Below are 19258 nucleotides of genomic sequence, written 5' to 3'. Positions count from 1 at the left end.
ATCGAACTTTTGACGCGGGCATCGTAGCAAAAACTTGACGCGGGCATCGTAGCACCTGTTGTGAAATCCTTACCAATCAAGCAGTTATATTTGAAACTTTTAAAAAACTTGACGCGGGCATCGTAGCAAAAACTTGACGCGGGCATCGTAGCAAAAATCCAAAATTTGACGCGGGCATCGTAGCAGACATTTACATCTCTTTACAAACAGTGGAAGATTTCAGTTGTTCGATAAGGTTTTTCTATCTTTTTAAGGATAAAATGCTGGCAGATCGCTATCAAACTCCAATTCATTGGAAATTGTGTAGGTTAGCAAGCGCATACAGGTGAGAAAATGGTAGAAGAACGCGAGTATCTCGTTCCTATGGATGCCCAGTTACTATCAATTCTGGCAACAGCTGGAGCGCCTTTTAAAGATCCTCTAGTTGACCTACCGTTAGTCGAAAGTGGGATAGACGGGCAGTGCGCGATCGTCGTTCGAGTACGAGGAGGTTTATACCAAGACGATGATGGTTTGGAACTCGAACGTCGGTATCAGGTCGGCAAGCTCGAAGATGATGAATTTGATTTCATTCAGTCAAACTTAGCAACTTCAGTGCAAAACCCAGAATTTCGAGCGCACACCCAGAAAGTCATAAAGGCGCTTAGCGAAACAGATCCCGAACGGCATAGAGATGCTGAGATCAGACGATTGCAGAGAATTTTACTAGGAGTCAGTTTGTTTTGTGGGCCGCGAAATCTTGAAACTGTATATCTCATCTACAAAGCTGCATACGAACAGGGAACAAAGACACCACTAATTGATACGCGATTGCTATTAGAAGCAAGAGGATACAAACGACGAGAGAGTATTCGAGATTATGACTCAAATATTAGCAATCAGCTGGCACAAGAAATGCTTTCGATGCATCGTACTGAGATTGTCTTTCAAGCTGCTACTCCCGCACAGTCGGGTAAAAAAGGTTACACAGATGTAGCTGTAGTGTATAAAAATATTCTCAGAATAAAAAGAGCTTTTTATCGGGATAGAGGGGAAGAAGAAGTCGATTTTGAACGAGCTGGTGATTTGACTTTTCAACTTCCAGACATATACGAAGTCGAGTTAGGCTTCTACGACGAAAAGGACACTATCCTTTTAAGCCTTCCTGCGAGAGGTGTTCCAGCACCTAGTGCAAACTATTCAAGAGATTATCAATCTCGTTGCTTAGTATACATCATGGGTCGCTTAAGCTGGGATAAAAAGAATCCAATGTGGATCGGCAAAGCTACACTGCTCAGAAAATCAGGAATTCTGGGTGCTAATTCGAGTCGTAACAATCGACTACTCCAAGAAGTGTTGGATGACTTGCTCGAACAAGAATACCTCCTGCAAGCTGAAATTGTTAGCAAGCCAGGGCAAAGGCAAGATGCTGTCAAAATTGTTCCAAACCCTGAGAAGATTCGCAGAAACCTTGCAAATTAAACCAGCAAATTATAAAGATAAATCTTTAGATACCTGGGGAGCAAATAATTACTTTAAGTAACTATAACTATCATTTCATTTTTAGATTCAGTCAATCTACTTATCAAATAAAGAATGGTTATTTAAATCATACAAAGCATTGTCGTTGAGAAGAAATAAGATAAAAATCTGAGAAAATTTAAGAAATTTATCTGTTTTTATTAAAATGTATTTGAAAGTAAGATGAGCCAAGTGTAGAAATTAGGAATATTGAGAAATAAGGCTCGCAACAATTTTTCAGTAAAAGGCTTATGAGTGCCAGCCACTTGAAGCTATCGTTAATACACCTTAACTTGTTAATTACTTTAATTCAGTATTACCGAAAAAATGGAAGAAGAGTAAAATCGTTTGCATTGGAGCTAAGAGTAGCTTTATTGTATTCATTAAATATCTATGACTAAAAGAAGAGAAAGTACAGCAATGTCTACAGAACATATATCTAACAAAGCTAGTAATGAGTCTAATGTAGAAAATACAAATTTAGAATTGCTGAAAGCGAATCAAAAGCGTTTAGTAATAGTAACAGGTGATAAAGGAGGTGTAGGAAAGAGTACGTTTTCTAGGGGATTATTACAGATATACATCAATAAAAAAACTCATCTACTAGCTTACGATGCTGATAAACGCAACCCTCAGTTAGAACGGCACTACGGAAAGGATATTGTGAGATGCCTTGATATATTCAATCGGGGCGAAGCAGATGTTTTATTAGTAAACTTGGACGAGCAGCAGCCGCCGATCGCTTTATTGGATTTACCAGCCCAGTCCGGCAGCTTTTTTGAGACATTTGAGCGAGAGCTGAATATATTTGATTCTCTAAAAGACTGCGGTTATCAAATAACTATGGTTTCCGTAATTAGCCGAGTTAAAGATTCTGTAAGTATTTTAAAACTCCTCTACGAATATTGTGGCGATCGCGTTGATTACTTGGTGGTCAAAAACTTATTTTACGGAATGGAAGATAAGTTTGAACGCTATGACGAATCAAAATTAAGAAAGCAAATGAAAGATAAAGTCACGGTTCAAGAAATAGCTATGCCCGACCTATTTTATAAAACCTATGATTTTCTTGACGAACACAGTTTGCCATTTTCAGGAGTTTACGAACATGCAAAAGCAAATTTAGCAATCAGGTTGCGGGTCAAATCGTGGCTGGCTGAGTTTGAAAAGAACGCTTTAAAAGCTGCTGCAATGCTTGGTTTAGAATAAATGTTGAGAAAGAGATTATTAGTAACCGCTGGGGATGCTAGAGTAGGCAAGTCAACAGTAGCACGATTGCTACTGGATTTATTGTTGGAAAAGCAAATCTCTGTCAGAGCTTATTATAACGGCAATCGCAATAAATTAGCACCATATCAAAAAATAGAGAATTTAGGTGTTGAAGAATTACAACTATCGAGAGGCGGTGCCGATAATCTTCTAATAGATCTGGAATCGCTACCTGATTTAGCTGTGGTTTTGACAGACTTGCCAGGACAATATTTATCTGCTTTTAAGTTCTTTGTCGAAGAATTTCTACTATTTGATACCTTAGCATCGCTGGGTTACAGAATGACAGTAATTCATCCCATATCTCATCGGCGTGACTGCGTGGAATACTTGCAAGAATTATGCAATTTTTGTGGGGATAACGTCGATTATGTTGTCATTAAGAACAATCATTTCGATACGTATTTTCCCTATTACGATTCAAGCCAAACTCGTAGCTCAATCGAGGCTTTAGGCAGTATAGAGGTGAATCTAGCTAATTTATCGCTCTTTGTCTACCAGCAATGCGAGGATTGCGAACTCCCGTACTCTCAAGTCATCAGCGATCTAAAGGTTAATACTTTTTATCGTCATATTCTATTTAATTGGATTGAAAGCTTTTTCCATCAGTTTGCTCTCAACCCGAAGGCAAGCGATTATTTAGGTCTGAATTGGAAAAATTATAGTTCTACTGCTAGCGAAAGTAGTTTTTAAGGGAGATTTGTAGATGAACGTTGCTGCGATCGAGCAAGTGTTATCGGAGTTCTCAACTGAAGAAAAAGAGAAAATTACTCAACTGATTTTGCAGTCTGGTATTAACCCTCGCGACCCGTTGATCGTGACGATGGCGACTTTAGCCAAAATAGATAGTCGCATAGATAAAATTCCAGAATCTTTGGGGACAATAGTTAGCACTTGGACGGAAACTATTGACACTAAATTGTCGCAGATCTTTCGTAGCGCAGTAGCGCAGCAGAAAAAAGCACTCCTAGAAACTGTTAAGGAGCTGCTAAATAAATCTTCTCCGACTCATTTTGCTAGTTCGCCCATGCTACACTCACTATATTTGGTTGCAATTTTAGGAGGTGTATTGGCTCTAGGAACTGTTATCGGCACTTTTATTACTGCCAATACCATCGTTAAATTTGTTGCTCCTAGTAACTTAAACTCTCAAGATAAAGCTTTGCTACAATGGGCAAGGTCGGCAGATGGTCAGCAAGCTAAAGAACTTCAAAAACTTAATGCAGATGCAATATCTTTCTGCAAAAAACAAGTAAAAGAGCTGAAGGGAAAGTGCGTAATATCCATCCGAAATTGATAACAATTATTATTCTAGTATGAATAGAGAGATAGGTGCGGATGAGCTACGATCGCGCTACCAGCACCAAATTCTCCTACCATGCGTCCTGAATGTCAATTGCGATACTTATCATAACTTCTAAAGCATTGTATCCCATTAGTAGCGGAATACACGCGATCGCTGTTTCCAAATCTTACTGCTCAAGTTTTTGTTTATGGAGACAATTGCAACAGATAGCATTGCCTGCTTATTACTGTCGAGAGCTAGAATTTGATGTTCCTTGCTATTCTTTATTGTATTTTCGTCTAATTCTAGCTATGGTTTCCGTATCGACCAAACCGCGTTCTATAGCCACGCGCATGGCTTGCGTCCGACTATTAACATTGAGTTTCTGAAAGATCTTGTGCGTATGAGTGCGTACCGTTCCAGGAGATATACATAGATTAGTAGCAATTTCTTCATTGGACATGCCCGCGCAGATTAGTTGTAGTACTTCAAGTTCTTTTGCCGTCAGTCGATCCGGACGCAGCATGTATTGGTAAAAATTTTGTTCGCTAAATTGAACGACTTCTTTTCTATTCGTTCTAAATTCTTCTACTATTGGCTTGCTAATCTTAGAATCTACCCACGATTCTCCCCTAGAAGTTGCATATACTGCTTCTAACAACTTTTCGTCTTCTGCTAGTTTTGAACAGTAAGAGTCAGCGCCATTACCAAAAGCAGATTTGACAATCTCTTTGTGAGTTTCGCCCGATAAAACGATAACTTTGATGTTGCTGTATTTATACTTAATTTCTTCCGTAAGTTCTAAACCATTCTTGTCTGGTAGATTTATGTCGATAATCACAATATCGGGTTGGTATAAGTCAACCAGATTTAGTCCTTCGGCTGCCGTTGCTGCCTCTCCACAAACCTGAAGGTCGGCTTTGGTAGATAGCAGTGTGTTAATTCCAAACCTCGTAATCTTGTGATCTTCTACTAGCACTATTTTTATTGTTCGCGTTGCTATGCTCGTCATACGTACTTACCACTCCGTGACCATACACAGTTATAACAAGCATCTATCCAAAGGTATAAATATTTATCGTAACTCTAATAAAATTACCGATGTCCTAATCATTTCTTCATGTAGATTTTTGCAGTGGTCGCCTGAAATCCTATATCGAGCGATCGTCTATCTCTTTCATGGCTAGCGAATGCTGGCAACCAATCGGAGAAACTACTGACCTTCAACGCCGCTGGATTTTTCAGCGATCGCACTGCTGACATACTACTGAGCGAACAAATACGATCTATATGGATATAAATGATGGGCTTATTGCGTTAGGTAGCGCACTTGGAGGGGTGAGGTCAGATGTCAGGTATGAAATTGCTGAAAGTAGATCGATTGAAGAAATTACAAATTAACAAACTCGCATACGAACTATGGGTGTTAAAGGAGTTGATAGAAGAACAACTCACCTCTTGATAGTAGTCCGTCAACTTTGATTCGATCAATAAAAATTTTTTGAAAGCAGTTTTTGGTAGATTTTTCACGCCTAAGTCATCAATCAATTCTTTCTTGACAGACCGCTAGGTGCGATCGAGAAAAAAACTAGGAGCCAGGAGTCGTGCAGGACAAAATAGCTCTTGGAATTTTTGATGTCTAAGGTTACGAACCGCAGCCAAATCAATGAGCTTAGCGGGAAATTTGCGCTCGAGGAGTTCCAATCCCCGATCCTTCTTTCTCAGCTTGCCATGTAGTAGGTTGATTACCATGCTGCAACAGTTGGACGTAAGCGTTGCGAGTAGGTATCGCGGTAAGAATTTATCGAGCGAGTAACAGCTGGATTGACGTGCATGGTACAAAGCACTGTGACTAGCCGAGCTAAATCTCGATAGTTAAAAGCGACCTGCGTTGGCTGAGCGAGCATCGGGAGTTTACTTGCCCCTAGCGCAGCTGAGCGGCTCGATTGGCAATATTTCCTTTATAGTTGTTTCTCGTCGATTTCAAAAAGTAGTAAGTATGGAAAATATAGCTTTGTTCAGGGGTGAAGATAGTAGTAATGAGTTGGCAGATATTCTCTCACAAGATTATAAGGTTGTAGAATTTAATACCGTATACAAATTTTTATATCTTTGCCGTCATAGCTTCACTGGTTTATTAGTCATAGATTCCAGCTTTGAGGAAAATATTTGTTTTGCCATCGATACTGTGAGAAAGCTATTTACAGAACGTATACCTATCTTACTAGTATGCCATCCGCAAGACTTAAAAGTTATTAATCCCACCCAGAGCGAGATCGATAGCTTTATTTTATATCCACTGAATCGAGGCGAGCTAAAATTAAGAATTGATTTATTGTTTCGATTCAATCATTTCGTGTACGATAAGCTGCAAGACATTCGCCACCGTGATGAATTCTTTGGTAGGATCGGTCACGATATGTCTAACCCTTTAGTAGCCGTTAATCGAGTCCTCAAACACTTGAATCAAGGATTATACGGTTGTTCGCTGGCAGATATTTCTTCCGTAGTTGACAGTGTAATTGAAAATAATAATGCATTGTTAAAGTTTGTAAGTTCTCTGTCTTCACAGGCATACTTATCTGCATTAGAATGCGATTATCAAAAAGTTGAATTAGTTGATATAAAAGAAGTTATGACTGCGGTTGCCAAGCAAACGCAGCCGCTAGCACAAACAAAAGATTTAGAATTGAAAATAGAATTTGCCTCAGAGTTTATTAGCGGCACCAGCATTTGGGCAGAGCCAACCTTGATTTGGCGCATGGCTTTTAACCTCGTACACAACGCAATTAAATACACTAATAGAGGTTGCATTCTTCTATCGCTTTACAACTTAGAACGAGATTTGGTATTGCACGTAGAAGATACAGGTGTAGGGATAAGCGAAGAACAGCTTCGGTTTCTGATCGAACCAGTTGTATCTATTGGCAGGCAAGGCTTGAGAATGGGGTTGCGGGCGATCGAGTCGATCGCTCAAGTGCATCAAGCTAACTTACAAGTGGCTTGTGCTTTGAGTGGAGGTACTGTATTTTGCATCCCGTTTAGGCAAAATTCTGATTGCAGCTATGGTATCGAAAAATACTTGATGCAGGAGCATTCCTACTGAGGAATTCCCCTGCACGTCCTACCCAGTGTAATATAATACTAGTTCAATTGGTTCTTGCAACCCATGTCAGCCAAAGATTCTGCTAATAAGCTCGAATTCTTCTTATCTAAATTAGAAGATTTTGTCTGTTGGTTGATATTTGGGATATTGCTAGTTGTCGCCGTACACGCGCTCTTGCTGTCGCAGATTGCTGCATTTTATTACATTGCTACTGCCGTACTAGTTTGTCCTCGCACTCCTTTACAGAATAACCTAAGAGTAGATTTAGTTGTTTTGGTTTTCATTATTGGTATAGCATTTGGTTTGATTTGACTTAGTTTGACGATCTTGCCGACAGCATTGGTTCGGGAAATTAATAGTATCAATCTCCCATTTCTGGCTGCGATTTCTTTGATTTTAAAGCTTGTTTTTGTGCTTCTTCAGCTATTGTCAAAGCTCTAAACTTTTCTATTTCTTCTGCTTGAATGTTTGCTGAGCTAGCAAAGATACCAACTGTTGTTTCTGCTGACTGGCTGTTGTCGGGTGTTGCAACTGTCGCTACTTGTTTTTGTTTGTCTTTGGAGACAAATCGACGGAAGGCTAAACGAAGAAAATCTGCAAACGGTTCTTGTTGTTCTAGTGTAGTATTAGTGGGTCGATCGCTTGCCGAACGCTCTTGTAGCACTGTTGCAGTATTGCTACTGCTGTCATCCGTGTCAGTTTTGTCTTTGTCAACTGCTACTCCAAACGTTTGGCTGTCTAGCCGTTCGTTGAGCCGTTCCTTGACAGACAAGCTCTCTCGTTCTGCTAACTTTATTTCCAGCAGTTCTACTTTGGTACTAATATTTTGGATATAGAGTGCTAGGTTTGCGATCGCATTTTCTTGAGTGCGGCGAGCGAGGGTTTCGACGCTTTCATAGTTTGGTGGAACATCTGATGCTATTTTAGAAATAATTAATGCCACTTGTTCGTCAGGTAAATTTAGACGAGAACAGAGAGTGGTAAAAGCTAGCTCGGAACTTAAAATAGGAGTAGTTTCGCTCATGGTATTTTTATGGCTCTAAAAGATTTTTCTGAACGTTTTCGAGTGCCCAATCAATTTGTACGTTTGCTACTTTGAAATAATTTATAACTTCTGGTGTTAATTGCTGTTGGTGAATTTTACCTTGTTGAATATCGAGAATTTTATTGCCATTTTTATCGGAGATTGACAAATTTTGTTTTTGGCTGACAAGCAGTACGTCATAGTGTTTGCCGATCGCTTGCAGAGAATTATTTGGCAGGGAAGTACCGAGGATTTTTGCGATTTTTTCAGCGTGGTCAGCTAATTCACTCGCCGAACAAAGCGTCGCTAAGTCAGCTTGCATTGCCAAGTCAGCTTTTTTGCTTAACCTTCCAGTCGCTTCCCATTCTGCTTTTACTGCTTCGATGCGTTGGATGTATGGAGGAGACTTACCGAGAATTGCGGCTGCCTTCAGCCAATTATCTATACTTTTGTCAGTCGTCACGGTAGAACTTTCGCTGCCAGACTCGTTCCAACTTAAAACGCTATGTATTCCAGTTACGCTCGGTTCGGCACTTAGGAGCGTGTTGGAGTGAGGAGCAACGATAGCTGGCGTGGAAAGGGCAATTTCGCAAGTTTGCGTGTATCCTATCATCAGAGCGCGTAGAAAAGGAGATCGATCGCCTCGACCTTCCCAATAGCTGTTGTGGGTAGCGGTGACGTAGTGGGTGCAATTTTCCAACCACTGCACTCCGCCGCGTGAGGCGATCGCTTGATAAAGTTTAGGGTGTTGTTCGAGTTTGGCTTGGATAATTTCTGCCATTAGTACGATCCGTTCTTCGCCCAATGGTAGTGCTGTTTTGTAGTGTTGGTATGCTTGTTCGGCAGAGGCAAAAGGAACGCCAGCTGGTTTGTCTTGACTGTAGGTTTCAGGTCCGTAAGTACCAGCTTTCACTTCTGGATTATCTCGGAAGGAAACAGGGTAGTTGCCTTGGATACGACCTTTAGCTTTCGATTTGACTGTAGGATTGGTCAGAGCTGCACCTAAAGGGTCTTGGCTGCCAGAGCTAATATTGATGCCAGGATGTATTTGCGATCGCAGTGTTGGCGGAGCATTTGCTCGCTCCGTTTGCTGTAGCGCTGGAAATGGGACGATTTTGCCGTCAATGTAATCGCCCAATGGTTCCATAAATAGACCGTAGATTTTCCCCTTACTAGCTTGAGTTTGGGTGAGTTCCTTGACTGAATGTTTTTCCCAAGCTGCCCAGGCTTGCTGGTAGGTTGGATCGGCGATCGCTTCGCTTGAGATCTCGTACTGCTTGCCAACGCGAAATGCAACTTGCCGTCCATCTTTACCTACAGCAATAGCAATATCACCTTCTTTGATACCGTATGCTTTTTCATAGTCAATACCCCTAGTGGTATGCACTCTGCCATATCCCCGCATAGCATCAATGGTCGTATTAACGGGTAAGGTTTTGGGTTCGTCGTAGGTGTGAAGATCGTATACCATCGGAACTGGTTTTCCAGAGACGAGCGGATTTTCTGGTATTCGGGGATTAGTAGTGCGGATGGTAATTTTGTTGCCATAGGCAACAATCTCTTGAATGCTAAGTTGAGAATTCTGTTTTGCTGTCGGCTGTCCTGTAGAAGTAGCAATCCGCTCTCGCCCTGTATCAGAAAGGCTGGCATCTGTGGCTTGAGTGTTACTGTCGGATGATATGTTAGTAGGCTGTTGAGGTGCTGCTGGCGTGGCAACTGCGACGACGTTTTCCTGTTGTCCGAGCAATTCTTTAGGTCTTGTTGGCAGGCGATTGAGAATTTGCTGATATTCGCTTTTGGCTGGTATATTGCCTTGAAGGATCGAAGTATCAGACTGACTGAGGTTTTCATTCAATTCGTTTAGTTTTTGCTCGTACTGCTCGTAGCCTTCTACAGTGCTAACGTCAATTGCTTCTCCTAATTTAGATACAACTTGTCGAATAAATTCATCATTAAATTGATTTCGCTCTATAACAAACGCAATACAGTTATTTTCAATAAAAGATTGCACTTTTATGCCTTGAGAAGACAACCAACTACTGACTGCAATACTGTCTTGAGCAGGTACGACTAATCCATAAGCTTCTGTGTGAATGATATTGCTACTATTACCATCTGTATAACTCTGAAGTGGATTGTAAAATAGAAGAGATTGCTCTGTAATAACAGGAATATCTGATATAGGTGGGCTTGCATCTGCTACTTTGCCAAATTTAGTATTAAGGTTTTCCAGGATTTCTGGACGGATAGTGCTACCAGAGAGCATGAATACTGCCAAGCCTTTTTTACTTTCTCTTTTAGCTTCTGTTAGCGGAATCTGAGAGTATTCAATCCCCACTTTTGTCAGCCAACCACTAACTGTGTCAACTTTACGACTGTCAACAGCTAAACCTACTAAACCGAGCATTCTATCTTCTTGGCTTTGGAAGAGGATTGTAGGGCGCTCTGTAATAATATTGTGTATTTGACTATAAATTTGCTGCCGATTTTTTTGGCTGAAGTTTTGCTGAAGATCGATTGTGGTATTTAATGAGCTTTCTTTCACCCATATTTCTGGATACTGGATGGTAGCACTGTCTACTGTGACAATACAGCTAGTAAAATTACTTTGGATCTTACAAGGTAGCGTACTGCTGCTACCATTAAACAGATGGGCTGTTTTTAGAGTATTGAGAGCAGCTAGAGATTCTTTAGTATTGTTTAGTACGCCAACTGTTTGATTGTCAATTGCAAAGAAAATTCTTTCTTTGTATCCCCTGGAGGAAGCAGAGAGCGTTCTAAATTCTCGGTCATCATACTTAATTCCTTTGAATTCATCATTAATTTTGTGAATTTTAAGCAAATTACCAGTTGGTGTTTCGGCAATTAAGTAAGCTCCCGCCCCCTCAGTGGCTATAGATTTAAATTTAAGCCTTAGCTGGGTACTGCTATTTTTATCGAGTTTAATCCATCCCTTCGCTTCAGCTTCTTGAGTTGATTCTGCATCGATACTGCCAAATCTTTTTCCCTCAATGTAAATATCTATCTCGTTGTTTTTCGGAACTTTACCGCTGACAATTTGGAGATTTACCGTTTCTCCATTAAAGTTCGTATCTGCATATTGAAACTTTTTAATCTCGTTAATTTTAAAACTAATTTCCGGTTTGCCAGGAATTTGGATAGTGGCTGTTGCTGTAGCAGCTTTTTCGAGAGCAACGCTGACAGTAGCAGTCGTGCCTAGAGGTAGCCTTGGTGTTTGAGCTTGTAGTATACCAAGAGTAGTATATTCGCCGCGCTCGTACTGAACTTTTACAACTCTCTCGCCATTTTCTAAGTCAAATTTTGCTTGATAAGTTTTGCTAGCATTCTCAGGCTTTAGAGCTTCGCTTTCTGTTTTTAAACTGACAAGTGTAAAATCTTTAAATTGGAATTCTTGTAATCTTTCAACTAACTCGTTTTTAAAAGTGGTAAATACAAAATTAGATATTTTATTAGTGCTAGTTTGTACTCTGTCTTCGCTGTTATTGTTACTTGTCTCGCCTTGCTGTTTAGTGGTCGATATTTCCCAGGTAGCAGCAGCCATTGTCATTCGTTCTGCTTCTGGAACTCCAGAGTAAAAGTTTTCAGCTACTTCTGATGCTTTTTGAAATAAGATTTTAGCTTGTCCTTCTGAGATTTCTGGTCTGAGACTAAAAGCAGTAGATGTAAAAACTACGCCTATCTTGAGGTTCAGGTTTTCGCTTTCTTGACTCAGAGTTCCTAGTCGGCGGAAATAGGGTTGACTGTTTTCGTTGAGTTCGCCATCAATTTGAGCTAAGACAATAAAATTATGCGGTTTGTCTGGACTACGCTTATGTTTGGGAATTTCCTCAATTTTAAATTTGATTTCTTGGGCTTGCCATATACCAGGATGGTTATACCTAATTAAATTGGTAACTTCAATTTGTTTGCCACTTTGACCGTTGATGACGAGGTATGGACCCCGCTCAATTTCTCTGCGTTTTTTAATTTGAGTTGCTTTACCGAATCGATCGTCAAATTCTTTTTTAGCTAAAGTAACTTGTAACTTATCTTGATGAGTAAATTCAACCGAGTCGAATAATTTACTAAATTGAGAAATTGGGCGAGATTCGAGTTGAGCTTGTTCAAAGTATTCGTTGGTTTTACTAGTAATAATTTCTACAGGGGAATAGCCATTAGCCTGGATTCCTCTATCTATGTATACGTTTTTATTTTTCTTATCTCTGATATAGTTGACTTCTCTGTAAAGGTAGCGACTATTTTCAGCAATTATCTCCATATCTGGTTTCTTAGCACTTTTGAATAAGTCCACAGCAATTTGATTTTGAAAGGCGGCTGATTGAATCATCTTTCGATACATCTGGCTGTTAATAGAAAAAGCCTGTTGGATAATTTCATCGCTCCTATTTTTAACGGATGCAAGCTCTACGAATTTTTGCATATATTGAATGTAATCCTGTTTAGCTTGCCGCATCCGATCGTCAGGATTTCTTTCACGCTGCTTTTGTTCTTCTTCGATCGCAGCAGGGAGAATTTTTTGATAGTGCTTGGCAACTGCGTCGAGATATGCCGATTTCTCATCAGCAGTACTGTAATTTTTGAGGATAACAATCTCTGATTCTAGTGCTTCAATCGCAGTGAGGTGGTTGTTGATTGTACCAACACTGATTCCATCGCTCATGTGGATGGCAATTTCTTCAAATTCTGGCTGCGCTCCATCTGCCCTGTAGAAAGATTGTTTTTTCAGCTTAGGGGTAGGAGCGTAGGCATTTTCTAGCTGGTTTCTGTATTCTGCTTCTTCTGCAAGGTAAGGATAGCATTTTGCTAAGGTGAATCCGATGCAGTCGCCGTCGTAATCGCGACCCTGCCGTTCTTGTTCTGATTCTAAAACAATCGATTCAATATTGAAACCTAGTTTATTTAATTTATCAATTTCTCTGTTAAAATTAATAGCAAACTTTGTTTTTTCTGAAATATCTAAAGCATTGATATTGGTATTGAGATAAATTTGAATTTCATTACTGTTAAATGTAGTATCTTGTTCTCTTACCTGGGCGACTGCATCTTTAACTTGCGAGAGAATGCGGTTGTAGATTTGAGTGAATGTTTCATCACTAACTGCGATCGCCCCCTCCAAAGGGTTTCTGTCTGGTCCCAGTATATCTTCTACAACTTTGTTAGTAGAAACGCATAAACCATTTGAATTGAGGAATGGCGAACGAAAGTTAAGAACTTTTTCTTCTGCGTTATACCAAGGTATGCAGATTTCGCCGTTCTTTAACTCTTTAGAAGGAATCACCATTGCTCGTTCAAAGAGTAAACTCTTACCAGTGGCAATGTTCTTCCATTCATTTTGTACGAATCTAGCTAGTTCTTGCTGTACTTTTTCTGTTTCTAAAATTTGGCAATGACTCATCAGGTCGGTTTTGATGAGGCTATACATAAGTAAATCTTCTCTAATCTCGGTTTCTTCTAAATTCCCCTCATTGTCTATTTCATATTTTTCTAATTGTTGGCTGTATTGTTCTATAAACTCTGGCAATTTATTTGATTTTATAGCTTGTTTAACCTCCTTCTCTAATTGAGATTTCTGTTCTTCATTAAAGTTTTTACGTTTTTCATATTTCTCGCAGTATAACGCTGCTAGTTTTCGCGGGTCGTCTTGGGCTTCTTTGAGTCTTTTGGCTTGAGCTTCTAATTCTTCAGCAAAATCTTTGATCCCAATAGGAAATGAGGCTAACATCTGCGAAATAGCGGTCTTCCCTCTTTGGGATTGTGACTTTTCGCCTAGCCAAATCTTTTGTTTATATAACCCAGGCTCTATCTGTGGTTTTAGGGGAGCGCCAGGTCTGTCCTTGTCCGTTCCCTTGAAGGAGGATAGAGGTAAGATGAGATCGATTTTTTGCTTGTTGTTTGGATCTAGATATTTTAGATCGTCTAGGTTGTTAGGTTTTAGAGTGCCTTTGCCAAATCTAAACTGGGTGTCATTGCCATCTTGAGATGTCCAGCCAAAGCGGTGTTGGATGACGCGGTAAGGTGCTTTCGTGCCGATTTCTCTATGGGTGAGGCGGTTGTAGACCTCGGTGGATATCTGTCCGTAGCAGTCACCTGTGAGCCTACAAGCTTGTTCGTCATCAATGATACTGCCATTTCTACCTGTAGTGTCATCTACAATTAAAATGCTTAGTTCTTCAGCAAGCGCATTTTCGCAAGAGCCAAGGAAAATCGATCCGTAAGCACCTCTGTCTTTGCGGTCGGGGCACAGTCGTTCTATAACTTCCAAACACTCTTTGGGTCCGTAGAGTAATCTAGACTTAGACGAAAGGAGCAGTACGTGACTGTCTGGATGGTTTTTGAGTTCTGTGGCTGTTGAAGTTTCGTCCATGTGACCGAACGAAAACTCAGTATTGGGAAAGAAATACTCTAGTAACGTATTGTTTAATTCTTCATTTAGTAAAGATTCAGTATTGTTGAGATCGTTGTCGATGTGAATCCATTGGTTTAACTTAGTATTGAAATGCTTAGTAGTAATTGTCATAGTTGGACATTTCAACAAAGAGGGTTAATAATGGTGCAGTATTCACGCTTAAAGCGGTTTTTAAATCAAAATAAAAAGGATATAAATTCTGACGGTAATTTGAAAGCAGACTCTGCTGAGGGTATGCGTTCTCGTGGTATGTCAGAAGCAGCTATTACAGATTTTGCTGCAAGATTGAAAGCCCAGTACGAAAGACTGAAGCAGCTTGACGAAACCGATCCCGAAGAATGGGTTGTTTACACTGCCTTTGATGTCATTTTTACTGAAGAAGAGAAGCAGCAGTTTACCCCTGATGGTTCTTTGCGCTCCAAGTACGTGCAAGATATGAGGCAGCGCGGTTACAGTGAAGATTGGCTGGAAGAGAAAGAGCGCCTGAAAAAAATTGAGGTCGAGAATTTCGAGCAATTGTCGGTGCAATACGCTCAGGTAGGAATTAATTATCCAGAGCAACAGGCGATCGCTCGTGCTAGTAATTTTGCTCGACTTCAGAATCCAGCTCAAATGTATAGGCTTCGACAAGACATTCGTAACGCCGAAAAGATCTCCGAACTTTCTATCGGTTTGGAAAGCGACGATTACGAACAACAGCAATGGCAGCAGTTTTAACATTCCTTTAGCGATCGCTTTAAATGAGATCAAAGCGATCTTAAAGGATTTATTATCTCTACGGTATCTAATAAAATTCTGATTTTATCTCAGATATATGTTGATTTTTAATCAGGTAATGTCACAATAAAACAATAAATATGAATACAAAAGTGACTGAATAAATGTTCAGAATAAATAGCGATCGTCTCCCAACCGGATTTATTGGCAGAATTTCTAGACAACTTGTTTAATAACTGTAGTCAACATCTTTTTGAGTTGCCTTCAGTTGTTGTTTTTGCAGTTGTTGAATTGCTGGAACAATCTTATCTAGTATTGTTGCATCTTCCTGGGTCAGTCGCGCCGCTTCTATTTCTTGCCATTGTCCGTTGGTGTATGCAGTTTTTAGAAGTTGTTCTCCATTGGAGTTGCGAGTCAGAGTAAGTATATTATTATCAAGCTGGGCTGAGTATCTGTTACCACTGAAGAAAGTCGTGTTAAGTGTTAGAAGGTATGCTGTCACTATAGTAGAGTAATGGGAGTATGACGGTATAGGAGTGATACAAGGCGTAGGGTGGCAGGTATCGCTGGAGCTACTACCTTCCACGATCATTGGTATTGGTTCGACATCGGATTGGGCGATCGCATCTAGACGGGATATAGGAGTTTCTGTCTCCTTCTTGGTTTTTGTTGTTTGTTGTCCCTTGTTGCCATCAAACTGAGTTTCGTGCATCCGATTGGGAATTTCTGCTAAGCCTATTTCTGCTATTTGTGCTGAGACAATAGGTACTGTGACTTGACTGGGGCTAACTTTAACAGCTTCATAACGATCGCCTTCGCCACCATTGCTGCTGTTAATCTCAGTTGAGGTAAGGAATATTGTCGCTCCCCCTGCTTCAACATTTTGCTTTTTGACATTGCTTCTTTTCCTCTTCTTACCCTTAAAGGTTGCAGATTGAGGATGCCGAGCTGCAACAATAGCTGGCATATCTTTAGTTGGATCGAAGGATAAGCCGCGTTGGATTAACTTGGGAAAGGTGTAATTGCTGCCAATAGAATATCCAGCAATCTGCCAACCATCTTTGGAGTAGCTAAATCCACTCATAAATCTGTCGCCAGAAAACTTAGGTAGCACTGTAATACCGTGTTCCCGTTTCAAGCGTTGAATAAATTGACTGACAGTAGGCGAAGTTGCAATCAGATCGTCGACGATCTGGGCAAACTGTTGCGTTAGTGACTTCTGATTTGAAGTGTGGTGCTTCTGTCTGATGCTAGGAGCGCGGCGGGTAGTATAACCAGTTTCGATGCCATGCTGCTTTTTCACAGCTGCTGCTACTTGAGAGTTGCTACATGAGAGGATTTCTAACCCATACTCTTGCTCCAGCTTGCGGATGGTAACTTGAGATTTCCACCAGTCCCAAGAATCGTTGACTGTTGTACCATCCATCCTCACCCTGCTAGCAACTATATGAATATGAGCGTTGTTTGCGTCGTCGTGGCGGACAACGAGCCACTGACACTCATGAGTTCCTTCTCCGACAAACCCCATTGCCTGTAGGTAAAGCTTGCTAATTTCTGCATATTGCTTGTCTTCTAGACGTTCGCGGTATCCATCTCTATCTGGAAGCGAGAGAATGATGTGACAACAGGTGCGCTGTACGTTTGGATTGAGATCGCAAGTGACTCTCAATTGGGCTGCTAGCTGAGCTGGTGTTGTCCCCATCATATTGGTAGCAATAATGACAGGATTTTTCTGTTCGTTAAGAACGTATGCCAATGTTCCCCAGAAGCCTGCGTGCTTATAGTTCTTACCTATCACTACAATTATGAATGATGTCTATTTCAAGTTATATTTTATACAATATTGCTTTTCTAGCAGAAGGAATAAAAAACAAACCAGAAAAATTTTCCTGATTCGAGGATTAGTGCTAGCAAAGAGAATGTACTGGATACTCAGACAAACGCAGGTGCTTGGAAACGTGCTTTGTTTTGATATATATGAACTAGCTGTTGCAGGCGCTCGATATATTGCGATTGCAGAATTGGATAGCGGTCGCAGTTATGGGCGATCGCTGCCAGCTCTTTCGCCCACTGCTCGTAGGTAGAGCGACCGATGATGCCTTCAGAAGACTGGATGTAGCTCACCAGAACTTGCGAGTTAAGTTTGAAGGTACTTTCGCCCCAGTTCCCCGCACATTGCAATAAATATTCGTAGTCAGCAAATACCTTAAGAGACGGGTTCCACGCTGGGGTAGCTTGGCGGTAGTGTGTAAAGCCATTGCTGTCGAATATTTCTTGTTGCAATATTAGCTCCCTAATACCGCACTCAACGCTGGGAGAGACAAAAGGTTTACCCTGTCGGATGTTTGTACCGCTCTTGGCAATGTCTCGGCGGCGGTGTTGGAGAAGCATACTGTATCTTACATAAGGATGCTGCTGGAAGAATTGCCTAACTGAAGCGACAAATTCGGGAGCAATGCTATTGTCGTCGTCGAGGTAGCAGACGAGATCGCCCGTAGCGTTTTGGATGCCGAGGTTGCGAGCATAACACAACCCAAAACCACTACTTAAGTGTTCCATCTCTAGGTAGATGATGGGGAAATTGGTGTTAATTCCAGCAACGATGTTTTTTGTTTGCAGGTTTGCACCATCATTGACTACTACCCATTCAAAATTGTAGTCAGATTGGTTAAGAATGCTTGGGAGTACGGTTTGTTTAAAGCATTGAGGACGGTTGTAAGTTGCCGTGATTATTGATAATTTCATTGCTCTATTCCTCTGTCTGGGTCAATACTTTGCTGTCTAGATAAATTTATTGAGGTTTGAATTTGCTGCCATTTAGTTACGTCATTTACCGTTAAACCTCTAGCAATTTCAATTTGGTTTTTGGTTAAGTTGAGTTTGATTAAAGTTAGTTCTTCGCTGATTCTCGTAAGTGAGAGGGTGTTTTGGTCAGCGTTGAAACTGAGTTTATAATACTTGCCTTCAACAACTGCAATACCTGATTGTAGGCTGTTAATTCTAGTAGGGTCAGATGTAGCAATTTGCTTAAATAAATTGCGAACAGTTGGAGCGATCGCCTCGGCACGTTGCTGCTGTTGCTGCTGCAATTGTTGATAATTCCATTTCGGTAGTTCTACTCCCAGCTCCATTTTAATCAATCGTTCAGCGAGAATTGCCATTTCTATTGGTCCGACACCACCAGGAACGGGAGTGATATTTTGCGGAATGCTGTAAGCACTTCTGTCTACATCGCCTTTCGGTCCATCAGCTGTAGGCGTAAATCCTGCATCAACCACCAGGTAGTGTGATGGCAGGATATAGGGTGTGAGTAGTCCTGGTTGTCCTACTGTACTAACGACAATATCAGCTTCTCTGAGTCTTGATTTGTCATCGTATAGTTCTAGCACGAAGCAGTTGATGCTGCTTTGCTGTAAATAGGTTACGACACCCTTTCCTACAAATCCACCGCCCCCGACAACTGCAACTGTTGAATTCCGAGCATAAGATTCAACTATCCTAGCTATTCCTTCAGCTGTAGCGCAGCTTTGGAATAGCTCGTTGCTTTGTTCGCGTACTATGTCAATATCTTTTTGAGGAGACAGTAATTGGATTGAACTTCTACATTGGAAAGGCACTGGATATTGAATAATTGCAGCAATTACTTTATTGTTTTGATTAACTGATTGAATGATTTGCTGAAAATCTTCAATATTAATGTTTGATGGTATTACTATCTGGCTGGCAGTGATGCCAATAGCTTTAAATATTGCTACTTTCTGTTCGACGGAAATTCTAGCTGCTTTATATCTAGCTTGTAGTTCATTGTCTGCATAATCGGGAACTTCAAATCTAACTATTATTATTTCTTTATCAATACTTCGGACAGTTTTTGGCGCTTGGCAGTAGACAGAAAAGCCATCGAACCGATAGAGTGCCTTTTAGAACAAA

The 19258-nt window shown here is 40.7% G+C and carries 15 protein-coding genes; 7 read left to right on the top strand and 8 right to left on the bottom strand.

The genetic code is table 11. From position 1 onward, the window contains the following. Positions 1 to 333: 333 nt before the first annotated feature. The 4 genes from C7Y66_RS19390 to C7Y66_RS19375 all read left to right on the top strand — a co-directional run bounded on the left by C7Y66_RS19390 (position 334) and on the right by C7Y66_RS19375 (position 4066). Positions 334 to 1461: a hypothetical protein gene (locus tag C7Y66_RS19390; protein WP_106546832.1), complete on the top strand. Its 1128-nt coding sequence runs from the start codon at positions 334 to 336 to the stop codon at positions 1459 to 1461. A 432-nt stretch (positions 1462 to 1893) separates the two neighbouring features. Next, positions 1894 to 2709 carry a chromosome partitioning protein ParA gene (locus C7Y66_RS19385; protein WP_106546831.1) on the top strand — a complete coding sequence of 272 codons (816 nt, stop codon included), beginning with the start codon at positions 1894 to 1896 and terminating at the stop codon, positions 2707 to 2709. Next, the gene (locus C7Y66_RS19380) at positions 2710 to 3462 is read left to right on the top strand and encodes a hypothetical protein (protein WP_106546830.1); all 753 of its coding nucleotides are present in this window, start codon (positions 2710 to 2712) and stop codon (positions 3460 to 3462) included. A gap of 13 nt (positions 3463 to 3475) precedes the next feature. Next, positions 3476 to 4066, top strand: coding sequence for a DUF6753 family protein (locus C7Y66_RS19375; RefSeq protein ID WP_106546829.1), 591 nt, complete (start codon positions 3476 to 3478; stop codon positions 4064 to 4066). A gap of 265 nt (positions 4067 to 4331) precedes the next feature. Here the strand turns inward: C7Y66_RS19375 and C7Y66_RS19370 are convergent, their stop codons facing one another. The 3 genes from C7Y66_RS19370 to C7Y66_RS31220 all read right to left on the bottom strand — a co-directional run bounded on the left by C7Y66_RS19370 (position 4332) and on the right by C7Y66_RS31220 (position 5961). Further along, positions 4332 to 5033 (bottom strand): response regulator transcription factor, encoded by a 702-nt coding sequence (locus tag C7Y66_RS19370; protein ID WP_233222753.1) that lies wholly within the window; start codon positions 5031 to 5033, stop codon positions 4332 to 4334. A gap of 131 nt (positions 5034 to 5164) precedes the next feature. Next, positions 5165 to 5317 carry a hypothetical protein gene (locus tag C7Y66_RS31225; protein WP_158265959.1) on the bottom strand — a complete coding sequence of 51 codons (153 nt, stop codon included), beginning with the start codon at positions 5315 to 5317 and terminating at the stop codon, positions 5165 to 5167. A 482-nt stretch (positions 5318 to 5799) separates the two neighbouring features. Then, the gene (locus C7Y66_RS31220; protein WP_158265958.1) at positions 5800 to 5961 is read right to left on the bottom strand and encodes a hypothetical protein; all 162 of its coding nucleotides are present in this window, start codon (positions 5959 to 5961) and stop codon (positions 5800 to 5802) included. Between the two features lie 92 nt (positions 5962 to 6053). Here C7Y66_RS31220 and C7Y66_RS19360 point away from each other — a divergent pair, with 92 nt between their 5' ends. Beyond that, entirely contained in the window at positions 6054 to 7160 is a 1107-nt protein-coding gene (locus C7Y66_RS19360) for a sensor histidine kinase KdpD (RefSeq protein ID WP_106546840.1), read from the top strand. A 63-nt stretch (positions 7161 to 7223) separates the two neighbouring features. After that, the gene (locus tag C7Y66_RS19355; RefSeq protein WP_106546827.1) at positions 7224 to 7472 is read left to right on the top strand and encodes a hypothetical protein; all 249 of its coding nucleotides are present in this window, start codon (positions 7224 to 7226) and stop codon (positions 7470 to 7472) included. 49 nt (positions 7473 to 7521) lie between these two features. Here C7Y66_RS19355 and C7Y66_RS19350 read toward each other — a convergent pair whose 3' ends face one another. Together C7Y66_RS19350 and C7Y66_RS19345 are read right to left on the bottom strand one after the other, a co-directional pair. After that, positions 7522 to 8184 (bottom strand): hypothetical protein, encoded by a 663-nt coding sequence (locus C7Y66_RS19350; RefSeq protein ID WP_106546826.1) that lies wholly within the window; start codon positions 8182 to 8184, stop codon positions 7522 to 7524. 7 nt (positions 8185 to 8191) lie between these two features. Beyond that, on the bottom strand, positions 8192 to 14722 hold the full coding sequence (locus C7Y66_RS19345; RefSeq protein WP_106546825.1) for a hypothetical protein: 6531 nt from the start codon (positions 14720 to 14722) through the stop codon (positions 8192 to 8194). A gap of 30 nt (positions 14723 to 14752) precedes the next feature. On the opposite strand from C7Y66_RS19345, the gene C7Y66_RS19340 reads away from it, so the two are divergent. Further along, positions 14753 to 15328, top strand: a complete 576-nt coding sequence (locus C7Y66_RS19340) for a hypothetical protein (RefSeq protein ID WP_106546824.1) — start codon at positions 14753 to 14755, stop codon at positions 15326 to 15328. A gap of 229 nt (positions 15329 to 15557) precedes the next feature. Here the strand turns inward: C7Y66_RS19340 and C7Y66_RS19335 are convergent, their stop codons facing one another. From C7Y66_RS19335 to C7Y66_RS19325, 3 genes are all read right to left on the bottom strand, one after another. Continuing rightward, complete coding sequence (locus C7Y66_RS19335; RefSeq protein ID WP_106546839.1) at positions 15558 to 17084, bottom strand: relaxase/mobilization nuclease domain-containing protein; 1527 nt, start codon at positions 17082 to 17084, stop codon at positions 15558 to 15560. A gap of 176 nt (positions 17085 to 17260) precedes the next feature. Beyond that, positions 17261 to 18073, bottom strand: coding sequence for a glycosyltransferase family 2 protein (locus tag C7Y66_RS19330; RefSeq protein WP_106546823.1), 813 nt, complete (start codon positions 18071 to 18073; stop codon positions 17261 to 17263). Beyond that, entirely contained in the window at positions 18070 to 19101 is a 1032-nt protein-coding gene (locus C7Y66_RS19325; RefSeq protein ID WP_255410020.1) for a tetrahydrofolate dehydrogenase/cyclohydrolase catalytic domain-containing protein, read from the bottom strand. Before C7Y66_RS19325 ends, C7Y66_RS19330 begins: the two co-directional genes overlap by 4 nt. Positions 19102 to 19258: the final 157 nt, after the last annotated feature.

Source organism: Chroococcidiopsis sp. CCALA 051, assembly GCF_003015105.1.
In the GTDB taxonomy this organism is placed as follows: domain Bacteria; phylum Cyanobacteriota; class Cyanobacteriia; order Cyanobacteriales; family Chroococcidiopsidaceae; genus Chroococcidiopsis; species Chroococcidiopsis thermalis.
The sequence above is the reverse complement of the archived record's forward strand: the minus strand, read 5'-3'. Positions and strand labels throughout refer to the sequence as shown.

Excerpts from the sequence above, each read along its gene's own strand:
- C7Y66_RS19390 (WP_106546832.1), top strand. The coding sequence starts at position 334 with ATGGTAGAAGAACGCGAGTATCTCGTTCCTATGGATGCCCAGTTACTA.
- C7Y66_RS19385 (WP_106546831.1), top strand. The coding sequence starts at position 1,894 with ATGACTAAAAGAAGAGAAAGTACAGCAATGTCTACAGAACATATATCT.
- C7Y66_RS19380 (WP_106546830.1), top strand. The coding sequence starts at position 2,710 with ATGTTGAGAAAGAGATTATTAGTAACCGCTGGGGATGCTAGAGTAGGC.
- C7Y66_RS19375 (WP_106546829.1), top strand. The coding sequence starts at position 3,476 with ATGAACGTTGCTGCGATCGAGCAAGTGTTATCGGAGTTCTCAACTGAA.
- C7Y66_RS31225 (WP_158265959.1), bottom strand. The coding sequence starts at position 5,317 with ATGTCAGCAGTGCGATCGCTGAAAAATCCAGCGGCGTTGAAGGTCAGT.
- C7Y66_RS31220 (WP_158265958.1), bottom strand. The coding sequence starts at position 5,961 with ATGCTCGCTCAGCCAACGCAGGTCGCTTTTAACTATCGAGATTTAGCT.
- C7Y66_RS19360 (WP_106546840.1), top strand. The coding sequence starts at position 6,054 with ATGGAAAATATAGCTTTGTTCAGGGGTGAAGATAGTAGTAATGAGTTG.
- C7Y66_RS19355 (WP_106546827.1), top strand. The coding sequence starts at position 7,224 with ATGTCAGCCAAAGATTCTGCTAATAAGCTCGAATTCTTCTTATCTAAA.
- C7Y66_RS19350 (WP_106546826.1), bottom strand. The coding sequence starts at position 8,184 with ATGAGCGAAACTACTCCTATTTTAAGTTCCGAGCTAGCTTTTACCACT.
- C7Y66_RS19345 (WP_106546825.1), bottom strand. The coding sequence starts at position 14,722 with ATGACAATTACTACTAAGCATTTCAATACTAAGTTAAACCAATGGATT.
- C7Y66_RS19340 (WP_106546824.1), top strand. The coding sequence starts at position 14,753 with ATGGTGCAGTATTCACGCTTAAAGCGGTTTTTAAATCAAAATAAAAAG.
- C7Y66_RS19330 (WP_106546823.1), bottom strand. The coding sequence starts at position 18,073 with ATGAAATTATCAATAATCACGGCAACTTACAACCGTCCTCAATGCTTT.